Origin of the sequence: Micromonospora alfalfae, assembly GCF_022230925.1 — a bacterium.
Classification (GTDB): domain Bacteria; phylum Actinomycetota; class Actinomycetes; order Mycobacteriales; family Micromonosporaceae; genus Micromonospora; species Micromonospora alfalfae.
Window position 1 is genome coordinate 223,923 of sequence record NZ_JAKKFH010000034.1, and the last position, 13,693, is coordinate 237,615.

The following is a 13,693-nucleotide window of genomic DNA, read 5'->3' on the forward strand; positions in this document are numbered from 1 at the left end:
TCGTCACAAGCGAGGCGGGTCCGTCGGCGGCGCATATGTGGCGGCGGCGCCGGGTATGGTGCGGGGTGTCGGTGTCGCCGGGCGCTCGCCCGTGCACAGGACACCAGCATTCGGGCGCCAACGTGTGCGCCGAAGCGTCACCGGGTCGCACGGCCGACGTTGCCGAGGCCCGGACGCACCCCTTTCGTAGAGACAGGATCCCTGCATGACATCGAACGACAACGGTCGACCCGCCCTGTTCCTCGCCACGTCGCAGGGTGACGTGCTGGACGGACCGGCGGTGACCTTCGACAGCAGCGAGGAGGCTATGCGGCAACTGCGTCACCCGTTCGCGGTGCAGCCGGCCCAGCCGACGCCCGGCGCTGTCGACCCCTCGGATCAGCGCGGCTGATCCCCGCCTGCTCCCTCTCCAAACGCCTAGCCTCATACTTTCGGCTAGAAACTAGTCGGTCTTTCGGGTAGTGTCCGGGTCATCAAGTGAACGACATGACGCGGTGGCGAGGCCCGTGCTCGTGGCCTTGCGACAGCGCACCTTCGCCCGTACGTGCGCCCCGGCGTCAGCCGGTTCGGAGATCCTTCCGGTCGACCCGATCGACGGGCATGTGCGGGAGGGGATCACCACATGTCCACAATCGTCGAGAACGCGACCAGCACCCGCGTCAGCCAGCGCAGCAGCGACCAGAGCCCGGATGAGCTGCTCGCCACCCTGGCGGCGACCCCGGCGGACGATCCCCGCCGCCCAGCACTGCGGGACCGTGCCATCGAGGCGTGGCTACCGCTGGCCCGGCACCTGGCGCGCCGCTACGGCGGACGCGGCGCACCCGACGACGACCTGGCCCAGACCGCCTTCGTCGGGCTCATCAAGGCAGTGGACAACTTCGACCACGACCGAGGCGTCGACTTCAGCGGGTACGCCATTCCCACGATCATCGGCGAGATCAAGCGGTACTTCCGGGACCGCACCTGGGCGGTGCGCGTGCCCCGCCGCCTCCAGGAGCTGCGCCTGTCGATCAGCGCGGCGAACAGCGCGCTGACCCAGACCCTCGGCCGCTCGCCGACAGTCGCCGACATCGCGTCCCACCTCGACGTGTCCGAGGAGACGGTCCTGGAAGGGCTGGAGGGTGCGCGTGCCTACCGGGCCACGTCGCTGTCCACCCCGACCGGGGCCGACGGCAGCCGCGAACTCGGGGACACCCTCGGCGATGACGACCACGAGTTCGATCTCGTCGAGATCCGCGTCGCCCTCGGCCCGGCCCTCGCCACGCTGCCGGCACGCGAGCGTCAGATTCTGAGCCTGCGCTTCCACGGCAACCTGACCCAGGCCCAGATCGCCGACCGGATCGGCGTCTCGCAGATGCACGTGTCCCGACTGATCACCCGCTCGCTGACCGCGCTACGCCGCCAGCTCAACCCGGACATCGCAGCCTGAGCCTGATCAGAGTTGGATGACGTGGCCCACCCGTGGCGGCGTACGACCGGCGAGAACGTCCAGCCACGCGTGTTGCAGCGCCGCCGGCCCGGCACCCACCCGAACGTCTAGCCACCCGCTCACGACGGCGGCGAAGCGTTGCCAGGCCTCGGTGAACCGCTGGTCGAGGCCGTCGCGGCCCCAGTCGTGGCTGCGCTTGCGCATCTGCACCGGCGCGAAGAACACCTCCTCGGCGGCGTCGGCGTTCGGCGTCTGGTTGGTGAGCCCGACCGCGATGTCCCGGACCAGGCGGTCGCCGAGGCGACGACGCACCGCGGCACGGGTCGAGGGCGAGCCGGACAGGTCGAGGTAGACGGTCGGGGCCACGTCGAGGGCGTCGATGTCGTCGTACGACACGACCTCGTCGTAGCAGCCGAGCGACCTGGTGAACGCCAGGTTGCCCGGTGAGGTGACACCGACCAGGCGCGGCCCTCGCCGGTGCAGCTCGAACGCGGCGGCGTACGCTGTCTTGCTCGACGCCGACGACACCAGCAGCGCCTCGGCACCGTAGAAGTCGTTGTCGACCACCTGGTCGGCCAGCATGAACGAGGTGAAGAACAGCGGCCGGAACAGGATCAGCAGATCCTCCTGGTCGCGCTGGTACGCGGGGTCGCCGACGGTGGACCGGTACGCGTTGTACGGCGACGGCAACTCGGCCCGGTGCGGGCTCGCCTCGCGGAACCCGGTCGCGTCGACCCGGTCCGGTCGCACCACGAGGTGACCGGCGGGCGGCAGGTAGCCGTAGATCCGTTGCCCCACCTCGACCCCGGCCACCGCCGAGGCGACCACCTCTGCGAAGCCCCAGAGCGGTGGCAGGCCCCACTGCGGCCCGAGGCCCTGGGCCGCCGGCGGAAAGAACTGCCAGTAGCGCATCGCGTCGCCGAGCACCGCGTAGGTCACGTTGTTGGCGGTGAGGCCGACGCGGTCCACACGCAGCAGCGCCTCGCCGTCGGCCGGGGCAGGGGTCAAGCCATCGACGAGCGTGGTCTGCCCGAGGTCGTCACGCGCCACGGCGAAGGTCCATGAGTCAGCCATGAGGTGACGCTAGACAGCCTCGCAATCGGAGACAAGTGCACTGCGAGTGCAAAATCCCACTGCGCAAGCCGGGGGGTCGGGGCGCTGCGGCGCGGGGTCAGTGTCGGAGCGCGGCGAGGTCGCGGAGGTGCGCGAGCGGCAGGTGCGGAGGCCGCCACTCCACGAAGAGGGCCGTCGCGTCGTCCTCGAGCTGGTCGTCCTGGTAGCCGACGACGGCGCGGACCAGGCGACGCATCGTCTCCGGGCTGGGCAACCCGTCGTTCAGGGCACGGTTGACGAAGTCGACGAGCCGGTCCAGCCCGAACTGCTCACCCTCGGCGCTGCGCGCGTCGGTGATGCCGTCGGTGTAGGCGAGGATGCGGTCGCCCGGGTGCAGGTCCTCGACGTGTACCCACGGTCGGCGAGGTGACAGGTGGCCCAGGCCGAGCGGCAACACTGTCGGCCCGGGAAGTTCCCGAACGGCCTTGCCGTCGCGCAGCAACATCGCACCGGGGTGACCCGCGTTGATCATGCTGAGTCGGCCGGTCTGTCGGTCCAACTCGATGAGCAACCCGGTAGCGAAGAAGTTCGGGTGCTCGGACCGCACCCAGCGGTCGATGCTGATCGCCGTGTCGACCAGGTCGAGGCCGCACCGACGGGCGTTGCGGTACGCGCTGACCACCAGCGAGGCCAGGGTGCTCGCCTTGATGCCGTGCCCACAGGTGTCGAAGAGCCCGACGCTGAGGACGTCGTCGTTCAACGCGTAGTCGAAGATGTCGCCGCCGACGTCGTAGCACGGTTCGAGGATGGCGGTGACCACAAGGTCGTCGGTGGCGAAGGTCAGCGGTGGGAGCAGGCCCCACACGATCTCGGCCGCGACCTGCATCGGCATTCGCCGCCGCATCCGCTCGACCACGTCACCGTAGAGCCGGCGGTTGACCAGGATCTGGGCGATGTTGACCGCCACCTCCCAGGCCGGAGCATCCATCGTCTCGTCGGCGGCGGCCGGCGAGACGATCTCCAGTACGCCCATCCGCTCACACCCGAGCAGCAGTGGCACCCACACCCGGTCCGGGTTGTCGGGCGCGCGCTGGATGTCGAGGGTGGTGAAGGCCCGGCCGGCGAGCGTCGTCTCGATAGGCAACTGGCCCCGGTCGAGACCCGCGCGGAGCAGCGGCACGAGGAGAGTCTGCGTGTAGTCGGCCAGATAGATCACCATCTCGCTGGCGTCGATCGCGGGCGCCGCACGGGAGACCAGTTGCGACACCTCGTCCGGGCCGCCCCGGGGCGCGTTGAGCTGCAACCAACGCACCACCTCGCCAACGTCGGCCATGCTCCACCTCCCCCTGTCCTCCCGGATCGCGGGAGCACGTAGCGCGAGCGGTGAGGCTACCTCGCCCGCCGCGCACCGGCGCCTACCGAGTCGCCTCCACGCCAGGGCGCGCCGCGATCATCACACCACCGGCGGCCGGCCCGAGCCGCGCCACCCTCACGAGGATGGCGCCTCGGCGAGGTCAGCCGGGTTGAGGTCCAGGGTGGCGAGCAGCCCGGAGTGCTTGGCCGGGTCCACCCACTCGGGCAGTTCACGCTCGACCCAGGCGGCCCGAGCCAGTTGACCCCGGTCGCGAAGTGCGGCGACGATTCGGTCCCTGGCGATCCTCATCTGGTACTCCCCTAGTTGAGCGTCGAAACAATGTGCACTGAGGATGAACTCGAGTGCGCGTCGGGCAACCGACCGCCGGACGCCGACGACGCGCCGACCTGTCGGTCGGGACGCGGTCCGCGGTCAGCCGACACGGCCGGTACGTCGCGGCGACGGAGAAGATGAGCGCTAACGCCCTGGTGGGCTGGTGGCGACGGCGTCTCGCGGCCACCGGGGTCCCCCGGGCGACATGTTCACCGTACGCCCTCACGGCGGCCAGCCGCACCAGCGCCCTGGATGGGCCGGAGGTCAGGGCTCCAGCACCACCTTGCCGGCCCGGCTGCGGTTCTCGGCGAACACCAGTGCCGCGGAGACCTCGCTGAGCGGGTAGCGGGCGGCGATCTGCGGCACTATCACTCCCTGCCGCAGCAGGTCGAGCACGATGCCGAGGTCGGTACGCAGGCGACGGCGGAACGCGGCGCGGCGGGTGAGCTGGCCGGCCCAGAAGTTGTAGAAGCCGGCCCGGTGACCGTTGGGCAGCGCGTTCCAGGTGTAGAGGCGGGTCAGCAGCTTCACGAAGACCCACACGACCGACTGCCCGGTGCCGACGGCGGCGGCGTTGCCGTAGACGACAAGCTTGCCGCCGGGGGCGAGCAGGGCGTACGAGGTGCGTACGCCCGGGCCGCCGACCGGGTCGAAGACGGCGTCGACGCCACCCGGCGACAGCTCGCGGACCCGCGCCGCCATTTCCGGGTCGCGGTAGTCAAGGGGTTCGACGCCGAGTTCGCGCAGCCCGGCGTGGTGCCGTTCGGCGGCGGTGCCGATGACCCGCAGGCCGAGGTGTCGGCCGAGTTGGACGAGCACGCTCCCGACGCCGCCGTTCGCACCGTGCACGAGGATGGTCTGTCCGGCCGTCAGGTCGGCGTCCCGCAGCATCTGCCAGGCGGTCACCCCGTTGACGACGACGGTCTCGGCCTCCGCGGGGTCCAGACCCGCCGGCACCGGGGTCAGGGCGTCGATGTCGACAAGCGCGTGCGTGGCCCACGCGCCGGTCTTGGTGACCGCCGCCACCCGCGTGCCGACCAGTGCGTCGTCGCCGTCGGGGCCGACCTCCCGGACGGTGCCGACGAGGTCGTAGCCGGGCACGAACGGAAACTTCGGCTGGCCGGGGTACAGCGCGTGGCGCATCTGCTGCTCGGCGAACGAGATGCCGGTGGCCTCGACCTGGACCAGCGCCTGCCCCCGGGCGGGCACTGGCATCGCGCGTCGGTGCAGCAGGAGGCCGTCGGGCTCCACCACGCCGGGCAGCACCACTTCGGTGATCGTGTCGGTGGTCATCGGGTTCTCCCTTGTTTGTAAGTGCGTACTCACACACTTGTCGGGTCAAAAGAGCGGGCCGCCGAAGCGGCCCAGCATCGGGGTCGGTCAGGGGTGGCGAATGCCGGCGGTCAGGGCGCGAGCCCAGGGCTCCGGGACCTGCTCCAGGCCGGCCGTCACGATCAGGTGGCACAACTGGCCGTACGCGAAGAATTGCTGCACCTGCGCGTCGCTGGCCCCTGCCCGACTCTGCACGAAGGTCGCGACCCGTCGGTAACCGGCCCGCACCGCCTCGGCGATCTCCGGGATGTCAGTGACGGCCTGCGCCTGCACCTGGAAGAGCAGCAGGTCGCGATCGGCGATCAGCTCCGCGTAAGCACCGCCCATGGCGTCGAGGATCTCCTGCGGGCTGTCACCCTCGGCGCGCTCCGCACCCGCCTCGATCGCGTCAGCGATCCGGTCGAAACACACCCCGGCCGCCGCCACGAACAAGCCGAGCTTTCCGGAGAAGAGCCGAAAGACGTACGCCTCGGAGATGCCGGCGGCGGCGGCCACGGCGGTGACCGGGGTGGCGTGGAAGCCGGCGCGTGCGAACACCGACACGGCGGTGTTCAGGACGGTGACCCGGCGGGCCTCGGCGGTGGATCGCATGTTTGTAAGTGTGCACTCACAAACAATCGCCGTCAAGCCTGGCGCGGACTTTCAGGGTGCGATCCGCAGCTGCCGGATCGCTGTGTCGTCGTAGTCGCTGAAGCGGTAACGGAGGCCGGCGAACGGGCTGCCGGGGAAGTCGCCCGTGATCGTCGCGGTCACGACGGTGCCGGCGGGAGTGTCCTCGACGTCGGTGATCTCGTACGACACCAGCGGCACGGCACGACGCCACGCGCGGATGGCCTCGATGCCCCGCCACTCGGTCGACTCGTCCTCGACCACGGCGTCCTCGGCGAAGAGGGCGAAGTAGTCCTCGGAGTCGGGCCGGCCGGCGAGCTCGAAGTAGCGGCGGATGATGGCCGGTGCGGCCTGGGTGACAGTCACGGTTGGAGACCCTTCCGGACGTCGCTGGGCAGCAGGAGGCACATGCCACCCGGACGTCGTACAGTTACTTCTGAAATAGCACCTACTAACTTCGAGACTAGCACCTACTCGGGAGAGGGCACAGTTGTGGCCGGGAAGATCCGCTTGGAGGACCGCGAATGCCCGCTGTCCAGCGCGCTGGGCCATGTGGGCGAGTGGTGGACGCTGTTGATCCTGCACGACGCCTTCGACGGCTACACCCGGTTCGACCAGTTCCAGGCCAACCTGGGCGTCTCGTCCAGCATCCTGACCAGCCGACTCAAGACCCTCACCGGTCAGGGGTTGCTCGAACGTCGCCGTTACCAGACCAGGCCCGACCGCTACGAGTACGTCCTCACCGACCTCGGCCGCAGCCTGCGGCCCGTCGTCGTCGCCCTCGCCGCCTGGGGTAACTCACGTCTCGATCCGAGCGAGCGCAGCATGATCCTCGTCGACCGGACCACCGGGCTGGAGGCCGACCCGGTGATCGTGGACCGCAACAGCGGTCGCCCGCTCGACGACGCCGACTTCGTGTTCGCCGCCGGCCCGGCCGCCAGCGAGACCATGCGCAAACGCTACGAGCACATCCCCACCCAGGCGACCCCGCAGCGGCCCTGACCTGGTCACTCCAGCGGATAGAGGCGGGCCGGGTCGCCGGGTCGGAGGCTGTCCGGCAGGTCGTCGGCGCTGCTGGCGGTGATCGAGCCGAGCAGCGCCAACGAGCGGGCGGACTCCGTACCGGGCTCGGCGTGGTAGATCACCAGCAACTGCCCGTCGGCGCCCGCCACCGCGAGCTTGTCGCAGTACAGGTCGAGGTCGCCCACCTCGGGGTGGTGCAGCCGGCTGACCACGCCCTCCCGCCGACGCACCTCGTGTCGCGCCCACAGTTGCCGAAAGCAGTCGCTCTTGAGTGACAACTCCCCCACCAGTGCCGTCAACCGTGGGTCGTCGGTGGCCCCGCCCGAGTCGGCACGCATCTGCCCCACCACGCTCTGCATCGCCTGCCGCCAGTCGCGGAACAGCTCCCGCTCGGCCGGGTCCAGGAACACCGCGCGGAGTCGGTTGGCGCCCGGGGCGAGATTCGGCGACAGCGCCCTCGCCATCGGGTTCGACGCCAGGATGTCGAGGTAGCGATTCTGCACGAAGGCCGGCATGGAGAGCTGCCGCAGCAGGTGCAGGATGCTGGCCGGGACCCGCTCGGCGGCCGGTCGGGCCGCCCGACGCGACCGCGCCCGGCTCAACCCGATCATGTACGCGGTCGCCTCCGGATCCAGCCGCAGCACCCCGGCGAGGGCATCGAGGACCTGCACCGAAGGGTGCCGCTCGCGCCCCTGCTCCAACCGGAGGTAGTAGTCGGCGCTGATGCCGGCCAGCATCGCCACCTCCTCACGCCGCAGCCCCGGCACCCGGCGCAGGCCAACGCCCGGGCCGAGCCCGACGTCCTCGGGCCGGGTCTGCTCCCGGCGGGCGCGCAGGAAGTCACCGAGCGGGTTCGTTGCGTCCATGCCACCGACGGTAGATCGCCGGGCGGCCCGGTGACTGGCTGTGTCACTACCAGGAACAGCTCGCCCTGCCGGCCGGGCGACTGCCGACGCACAGTCGTCGGAGGGCCGGTTCCAAGCGGCCCAGATGTCACCACGACAACGAGCAGAGGATGAGATGAGCGAGAACCTTCCCGGTGGTGCCCTCACCCCCGCTGACGGCCTCACCCTGAGCCGGATGGGCTACGGGGCGATGCAGTTGGCCGGCCCGGGTGTCTTCGGCCCGCCCCGCGACCGCGAGCAGGCGCTCGCCGTACTCCGCGAGGCCGTCGACCTGGGCGTCCGGCACATCGACACCAGCGACTTCTACGGGCCCGTGGTGGTCAACGAGCTGATCCGCGAGGCGCTCCACCCGTACCCCCAGGGTTTGCACCTGGTCACCAAGGTCGGCGCGCGGCGCGGCGCCGACCGCTCCTGGATCCCGGCCCTGGAGCCGGACGACCTCAAGGCCCAGGTCCGGGAGAACCTGGACCACCTCGGCCTGGACGTGCTCGACGTGGTCAACCTGCGGGTAGGCGTGGCGGAGGGCACGGGCGACGCGCCGCTCGGCGCGCAGTTCGCCGCCCTGGCGGAGCTGCGGCAGGAGGGCCTGATCCGGCACCTCGGCCTCAGCAACGTGACGCTCGACCAGCTCGACGAGGCCCAGGCCATCGCGCCGGTGGTCACCGTGCAGAACCTCTACAACGTGGCCAACCGGCAGGACGACGCCCTGGTCGACCGGTGCGCGGCGGAGAACATCGCGTTCGCGGCGTTCTTCCCGCTCGGCGGGTTCACGCCCTTGCAGTCCGACACGCTCGACGGCGTGGCCGCCCGACTGGGTGCCTCACCGCAGCAGGTCGCCCTCGCCTGGCTTCTCCAGCGCTCCCCCACCACAGTGCTGATCCCCGGCACCTCCAGCGTGGCGCACCTGCGGGAGAACATGGCGGCGGCCGACCTGAAACTGCCGACCGACGCCATCGAGGAACTGGACGCGCTGGCTTCCTAGCTAGTGCTGGTGCGGCCGGTTGCGGATCAGGGTGAGCGCCAGCGCGGCGGTGACCAGGAAGACGATGCCGTTGATCCGCAACCCGGCCTGGACACCGGAGGTCAGTGCCTCCGCGATCGCCGCCCGGACCGGGTCGGGCAGGGGTTGGCTGCCGTTGACGCCGGAGGCCACCGCTGCCTGCACTGCGGTACGGGTGGGTTCGCCGATCTGGTGCGCGGCGAGCCGGTCCGGCAGGTCGGCCACCATCGTGGTGGTGAGGAGCGTGCCGAGCACTGACGAGCCGAGCACCGAGCCGACCTGGCGGGCGGCGTTGACCGCGCCGGAGGCCATGCCTGCCTGGGCGGGCGCGACGCTGGCCAACGCCGCCGCCGTCGCCGGGGCCACCACCAGACCGCTGGCCGCGCCGAACAACACGAACAGCGCCCAGCGGTCACCGAACGACGTGGTCGGCCCCTGGTTGGCCAGCGCGAAGCTGGCCACCGCACCGAGGACCAGGCCGAGGGTCAACGGCGCCTTGAATCCGGTACGACGGATCGCGCGCCCGGCACCGAAGGCGACCAGCACGTACGCGCCGAAGAGCACCAGCATCCGCCAGCCGGTGTCCAGCGGGCTGAGCGCCTGGGCACGTTCGTGGAAGAGGACCAACAGGATCGCCACGCCGGTGAAACCGAACAGCGACACCGCGCCGACGACCATGACGGCGCTGACCGACGCGGACCGGAACAGCCGCACGTCGAGCATTGGCGCGCTGGTCCGCAGCTCGACCAGCACGAACGCGACAAGTGCGACGACCGCGACAACCCAGGCCGTCGACACCACCGGGTTGGTGTAGCCGACCTTGCCGCCCTGGATCAGCGCGTAGACGGCGGCCGCGATGGCGACGGTTCCCAGGAGGAGGCCGGGCACGTCGAGTCGGGCGGCGTTCGGCCGGGACTCGGCCACCCCGACGATGGCGACGACGAGGGTGACCAGCCCCAGCGCGATCGTCGACAGGTAGACGCTGTGCCACTGGTAGTGCCGCAACAGGAAGCCGGCGATGAGCGGGCCGATCGCGAGGCCGATGCCGGACGCCGCCGACCACGCGGTGATGACCTCGGTCCGTCGGTGCGGATCGGTGAAGGTCGCGCCGAGGATCGCCAGACTGTTCGGCAGGATCAGGGCCCCGCCGAGGCCGGCGACCAACTGCCCCACGATCACCCACCCGACGGTCGGAGCCTCAGCCACGACGGCTGCGCCGACGATCATCGCGACGACCCCGGCGCCGAACATGCGCTTACGCCCGTATCGGCTGCCCAGGGTGGCCGCGGACAGCACGACGCTCGCCACCATCAGGGTGTAGGCGCTGGGGATCCAGACCAGAGTTGTGGGGTCGACCCGCAGGTCCTGCTGGATCGTGGTCAACGCGGAGACCGTCGCGGTGATCTGCAGGAACGTGATCATCGCGCCCAGGCACATGGCGATCAGGGTCACCGGGCGGGAGCCGCGCAAGGAGGAGCGGGCGGGCGCGGCCGGCCCTGGTGAGGTCTTGCCGGATGGGGCCGCTCCGGATGGGGTCGAGGCCGTGGCGCTAGTGGTCACTGAAGATCCTTCAGGCTGATGGTCTGACTTGCGCATGCTGAAGTCAGCTTGCCCCAGTGAAGCACCTGGCTAGCCTCCATGCAAGTCAGGTACGCTGGGGGCATGGAGGACCTACGAGGCGATCGCGATTCCTGGACGAGCGAAAACTGCTCGGTGGCCCGGGCGATGGACATCGTGGGCAGCAGGTCGACGGTCCTGATCCTGCGCGAGGCCCTGCTCGGCACGCGCCGCTTCGACGACTTCGTCCGCCGGGTCGGCGTCGGCGAGCCCGCCATGGCCGCCCGCCTCAAGGAAATGGTCGCCGCCGAACTGCTCGAACGGATCCCCTACCGGGAGCCCGGGCAGCGCACCCGCCACGAGTACCAACTCACCCGCAAGGGCCGCGAACTCCTGCCCGTCATCACCGCACTGCGCAACTGGGGCGACACCTGGGCCGCCACCGACACCGGCCCGTCCGTCGTCGCCACCCACCACGACTGCGGCGAGCCGATCCGCGCCGTACTCCGCTGCGCCGCCGGCCACGAGATCGCCGACAGCGACATCGACATCATCGCCGGCCCGGGCCTCGTCCGCCGCGACTGAACCGGAAGGCCGTGGCCGGACCACCGCACTGCCGCCACCCAGGTCGCGCGGCAACGCCCCGGTCCGGCAGCTCTTCCTGGCCGCGAACCATCCGCCGCAGCGGAACTGACGGCATTGGTTCACAACAAGCGCGGCCGGCAACGCCACGGCAGGTGCCGTCATCCAATCGATCATGTGACTGAAAGTGTCGTACACCTGTTCTAGTGTCGGGTCATGCTCAAGGAGTTGGCGCTGGCAGACGACGCTGTCGTCGCCTGCGTCGACGCCCCCGCCTGGCCGGTCCCGGAACGGGAGCTGATCGCCGCGCTCGACGCCGCACACCGCCTTCAGCAACGCCTCGCCGCCGTCACCCTCACCCTGATTCGTGAGATCGACGGCCGCGGCACGGCCCGCAGTCAAGGAGCCTCCTCCACCGCAGTCTGGCTCCGCGAACGACTGCGGCTGACGGTTCCCGCCGCCCGCCGCCTGATCGACCTCGCCACCGCGCTGGACGCCGGCAATCCCGGCATCCGACAAGCGCTGGCTGATGGCACCATCAGCCTGGACCAGGCCCGGGTCATCGCCGACACCGTCGGCACCGTGCAGGCCACCGCCGGCCCCGAGGCCGCCGACAAGGCCGTCAGCCTCCTCACCGACTGGGCCGGCCAGTTCGACCCCTCCCTGCTGCGCAAACTCGGCAACCGCATCCTCGACCACGTCGCTCCTGACCTCGCCGACGCCGCCGCCAAAGCTGCCATGGAGGCCGAGGCGGCCCGTGCCGCCCGCGACCGTCACCTCACGCTGTCGGAACAGACCGACGGCCGACTCCGGCTCACCGGCATCCTCGACGCCGAAACCGCCGGTCTGCTCCGCGCGGCCATCGACCCATTGACCACGCCATCAGGCCCCGACGATCAGCGCTCCCCCGGGCAACGCCGGCATGACGCGCTCACCGACGTCTGCCGACTCAGCCTGCGCACCAGCGACCTACCCGAACACGGCAACGACCCCGCCCAGATCGTCGTCATCAGCACCTACGACGCGCTCACGGCAAAGCTCGACGCCGGCACCCTCGACACCGGACTCACCCTCACCCCGGAAGCGGTGCGCCGGCTCGCCTGCGACGCCGGCGTCCTGCCCGCCGTCCTCGGCGGCGCTGGCCAAATCCTCGACGTCGGGCGGCAACGCCGCCTCATCACCGGGCCTCTGCGACGCGCCCTCGTGCTCCGCGACAGGGGTTGCGCGTTCCCCGGCTGCGACCGACCACCCCGCTGGTGCGACGCCCACCACATCGAGCACTGGGCCGACGGCGGCCTAACCAGCCTGGCCAACGCCGTGCTGCTCTGCGGCTACCACCACCGACACATTCACCACAGCGACTGGAGTGTCCGACTCGGCAGCGACGGCCACCCCGAATTCACCCCGCCCGCCTGGCTCGATCCCGAGCAGGTCCCCCGCCGCAACCACTACCACCGACGGACGTAGGAGCAGCCGGCCGACCGGGCGGCCCGTCAAGGCGGGCGACCTCCGCGCGCTGGACAACGCACACGACCCTTCCGGCGCTAGACGACGAAGGCAGCACCTCGGCGCCTAGATGACGAATGCGCCACCCTCCACGGGTGTCGCCAGCCGCCAGGCGCGGACCAGTGCTGACACGCCTGGGTACCGTGCGTCCGGCGGCTGCCTCGTCGCGCGTTCCACGACCCGGCGCTGGTCGCTGCTGCCCCGCCAAGCCTGTGGTGAGCTCCGCCGGTCGTCCTGAGGAAACCGCAGGTCCGCTGGCGAGTCGAGTAGGTGGTGCAGGGCGCGGCCGAGATTGTGCACCGTGGTCCGCTCGTCGATGATCGCGCCACGGGTGAACTCCTCTGGTGCCATGTAGCGACGTGAACCTGGCAGCCGATCCGCCGCGAGCACGAACGGGCCGCGGCGGTACTCGTCGAGGTCGATCAGCCGCATCCGGTTGGCGGCGAAGTCGTACAGGAAGCAGCCGTCGTAGAGGTCGACAGCGACGAGGCCGGCGGCGCTGACGGCGAGGTGGGCGTCGAGGATCGCGTCGAGCGCCACCTCGACCTGCGGGACCGGCAGGCGCTGGAACCGGGTCAGCGCGCTGCGGTCCGTGCCGTGCGCTGTGGCGTGGTTCAGGACGGTGCCGTCGCACCAGGGGTAGACGAGGGTTGGTCCAGCAGTGCCGTGGATCGTCCAGGTGGGACGGACGATGGCCGGGTGGCTGACTGCGGCATGCACCGCGACGGCCCGGTCGAGGGATGCTCGGCCCTCGACGGTGGTGGCCGTCTTGACGAGCCAGCGGCGGCCCGCCTCCTCGACGCCGTAGGAGAGGCATCCGGAGTCCTGCGCGTCGAAGACCACGAAGGCCGACTCGACCGGCGGCACGGGCATCCGACCAAATGCCATGGATCCCCCATGTCGGCGCTCCCAAATGACGCGCAAAGTACCCGTTGTGTTACGAGCTTGTTTCCAAGATGACAGCGAGGTTACGGGTGCTTCTCGATGATCGGTACCGATCCTAGGTTTCG

The 13,693-nt window shown here is 70.6% G+C and carries 15 protein-coding genes; 6 read left to right on the forward strand and 9 right to left on the reverse strand.

What is annotated here, in order from left to right; all coding sequences use genetic code 11:
* Window positions 1-205 precede the first annotated feature (205 nt).
* Window positions 206-391, forward strand: a complete 186-nt coding sequence (locus tag MED01_RS26705) for a hypothetical protein (RefSeq protein ID WP_238671274.1) — start codon at window positions 206-208, stop codon at window positions 389-391.
* Window positions 392-622: 231 nt separating this feature from the next.
* Window positions 623-1,429: an RNA polymerase sigma factor SigF gene (locus MED01_RS26710; RefSeq protein ID WP_238671275.1), complete on the forward strand. Its 807-nt coding sequence runs from the start codon at window positions 623-625 to the stop codon at window positions 1,427-1,429.
* A gap of 6 nt (window positions 1,430-1,435) precedes the next feature.
* On the opposite strand, the gene MED01_RS26715 is transcribed toward MED01_RS26710, so the two are convergent.
* From MED01_RS26715 to MED01_RS36200, 6 genes are all read right to left on the reverse strand, one after another.
* A complete protein-coding gene (locus tag MED01_RS26715) occupies window positions 1,436-2,503 on the reverse strand; it encodes a DUF2855 family protein (protein ID WP_238671276.1) in 1,068 nt (355 codons plus the stop codon).
* A 97-nt stretch (window positions 2,504-2,600) separates the two neighbouring features.
* A complete protein-coding gene (locus MED01_RS26720; protein WP_238671277.1) occupies window positions 2,601-3,815 on the reverse strand; it encodes a PP2C family protein-serine/threonine phosphatase in 1,215 nt (404 codons plus the stop codon).
* A 156-nt stretch (window positions 3,816-3,971) separates the two neighbouring features.
* Entirely contained in the window at window positions 3,972-4,145 is a 174-nt protein-coding gene (locus MED01_RS26725; protein ID WP_238671278.1) for a hypothetical protein, read from the reverse strand.
* Between the two features lie 288 nt (window positions 4,146-4,433).
* On the reverse strand, window positions 4,434-5,462 hold the full coding sequence (locus MED01_RS26730) for a medium chain dehydrogenase/reductase family protein (protein ID WP_238671279.1): 1,029 nt from the start codon (window positions 5,460-5,462) through the stop codon (window positions 4,434-4,436).
* Between the two features lie 87 nt (window positions 5,463-5,549).
* Window positions 5,550-6,092 (reverse strand): TetR/AcrR family transcriptional regulator, encoded by a 543-nt coding sequence (locus MED01_RS26735; RefSeq protein WP_238671280.1) that lies wholly within the window; start codon window positions 6,090-6,092, stop codon window positions 5,550-5,552.
* Window positions 6,093-6,143: 51 nt separating this feature from the next.
* Window positions 6,144-6,476, reverse strand: coding sequence for a nuclear transport factor 2 family protein (locus MED01_RS36200; protein WP_238671281.1), 333 nt, complete (start codon window positions 6,474-6,476; stop codon window positions 6,144-6,146).
* A 144-nt stretch (window positions 6,477-6,620) separates the two neighbouring features.
* Between MED01_RS36200 and MED01_RS26745 the strand changes: the two genes are divergently transcribed.
* On the forward strand, window positions 6,621-7,112 hold the full coding sequence (locus MED01_RS26745) for a winged helix-turn-helix transcriptional regulator (RefSeq protein ID WP_238671282.1): 492 nt from the start codon (window positions 6,621-6,623) through the stop codon (window positions 7,110-7,112).
* A gap of 5 nt (window positions 7,113-7,117) precedes the next feature.
* Here the strand turns inward: MED01_RS26745 and MED01_RS26750 are convergent, their stop codons facing one another.
* Window positions 7,118-7,999 (reverse strand): helix-turn-helix domain-containing protein, encoded by an 882-nt coding sequence (locus MED01_RS26750; RefSeq protein ID WP_238671283.1) that lies wholly within the window; start codon window positions 7,997-7,999, stop codon window positions 7,118-7,120.
* A gap of 154 nt (window positions 8,000-8,153) precedes the next feature.
* On the opposite strand from MED01_RS26750, the gene MED01_RS26755 reads away from it, so the two are divergent.
* On the forward strand, window positions 8,154-9,020 hold the full coding sequence (locus MED01_RS26755) for an oxidoreductase (protein ID WP_238671284.1): 867 nt from the start codon (window positions 8,154-8,156) through the stop codon (window positions 9,018-9,020).
* Here MED01_RS26755 and MED01_RS26760 read toward each other — a convergent pair whose 3' ends face one another.
* Window positions 9,021-10,598 carry an MFS transporter gene (locus tag MED01_RS26760; RefSeq protein ID WP_238671285.1) on the reverse strand — a complete coding sequence of 526 codons (1,578 nt, stop codon included), beginning with the start codon at window positions 10,596-10,598 and terminating at the stop codon, window positions 9,021-9,023.
* 102 nt (window positions 10,599-10,700) lie between these two features.
* On the opposite strand from MED01_RS26760, the gene MED01_RS26765 reads away from it, so the two are divergent.
* Together MED01_RS26765 and MED01_RS26770 are read left to right on the forward strand one after the other, a co-directional pair.
* Entirely contained in the window at window positions 10,701-11,180 is a 480-nt protein-coding gene (locus MED01_RS26765) for a winged helix-turn-helix transcriptional regulator (RefSeq protein WP_238671286.1), read from the forward strand.
* Between the two features lie 213 nt (window positions 11,181-11,393).
* Complete coding sequence (locus MED01_RS26770) at window positions 11,394-12,644, forward strand: HNH endonuclease signature motif containing protein (RefSeq protein WP_238671287.1); 1,251 nt, start codon at window positions 11,394-11,396, stop codon at window positions 12,642-12,644.
* A 105-nt stretch (window positions 12,645-12,749) separates the two neighbouring features.
* Here MED01_RS26770 and MED01_RS26775 read toward each other — a convergent pair whose 3' ends face one another.
* On the reverse strand, window positions 12,750-13,571 hold the full coding sequence (locus MED01_RS26775) for a protein kinase family protein (protein WP_238671288.1): 822 nt from the start codon (window positions 13,569-13,571) through the stop codon (window positions 12,750-12,752).
* Window positions 13,572-13,693: the final 122 nt, after the last annotated feature.

Excerpts from the sequence above, each read along its gene's own strand:
- MED01_RS26705 (WP_238671274.1), top strand. The coding sequence starts at position 206 with ATGACATCGAACGACAACGGTCGACCCGCCCTGTTCCTCGCCACGTCG.
- MED01_RS26710 (WP_238671275.1), top strand. The coding sequence starts at position 623 with ATGTCCACAATCGTCGAGAACGCGACCAGCACCCGCGTCAGCCAGCGC.
- MED01_RS26715 (WP_238671276.1), bottom strand. The coding sequence starts at position 2,503 with ATGGCTGACTCATGGACCTTCGCCGTGGCGCGTGACGACCTCGGGCAG.
- MED01_RS26720 (WP_238671277.1), bottom strand. The coding sequence starts at position 3,815 with ATGGCCGACGTTGGCGAGGTGGTGCGTTGGTTGCAGCTCAACGCGCCC.
- MED01_RS26725 (WP_238671278.1), bottom strand. The coding sequence starts at position 4,145 with ATGAGGATCGCCAGGGACCGAATCGTCGCCGCACTTCGCGACCGGGGT.
- MED01_RS26730 (WP_238671279.1), bottom strand. The coding sequence starts at position 5,462 with ATGACCACCGACACGATCACCGAAGTGGTGCTGCCCGGCGTGGTGGAG.
- MED01_RS26735 (WP_238671280.1), bottom strand. The coding sequence starts at position 6,092 with ATGCGATCCACCGCCGAGGCCCGCCGGGTCACCGTCCTGAACACCGCC.
- MED01_RS26750 (WP_238671283.1), bottom strand. The coding sequence starts at position 7,999 with ATGGACGCAACGAACCCGCTCGGTGACTTCCTGCGCGCCCGCCGGGAG.
- MED01_RS26755 (WP_238671284.1), top strand. The coding sequence starts at position 8,154 with ATGAGCGAGAACCTTCCCGGTGGTGCCCTCACCCCCGCTGACGGCCTC.
- MED01_RS26765 (WP_238671286.1), top strand. The coding sequence starts at position 10,701 with ATGGAGGACCTACGAGGCGATCGCGATTCCTGGACGAGCGAAAACTGC.
- MED01_RS26770 (WP_238671287.1), top strand. The coding sequence starts at position 11,394 with ATGCTCAAGGAGTTGGCGCTGGCAGACGACGCTGTCGTCGCCTGCGTC.
- MED01_RS26775 (WP_238671288.1), bottom strand. The coding sequence starts at position 13,571 with ATGGCATTTGGTCGGATGCCCGTGCCGCCGGTCGAGTCGGCCTTCGTG.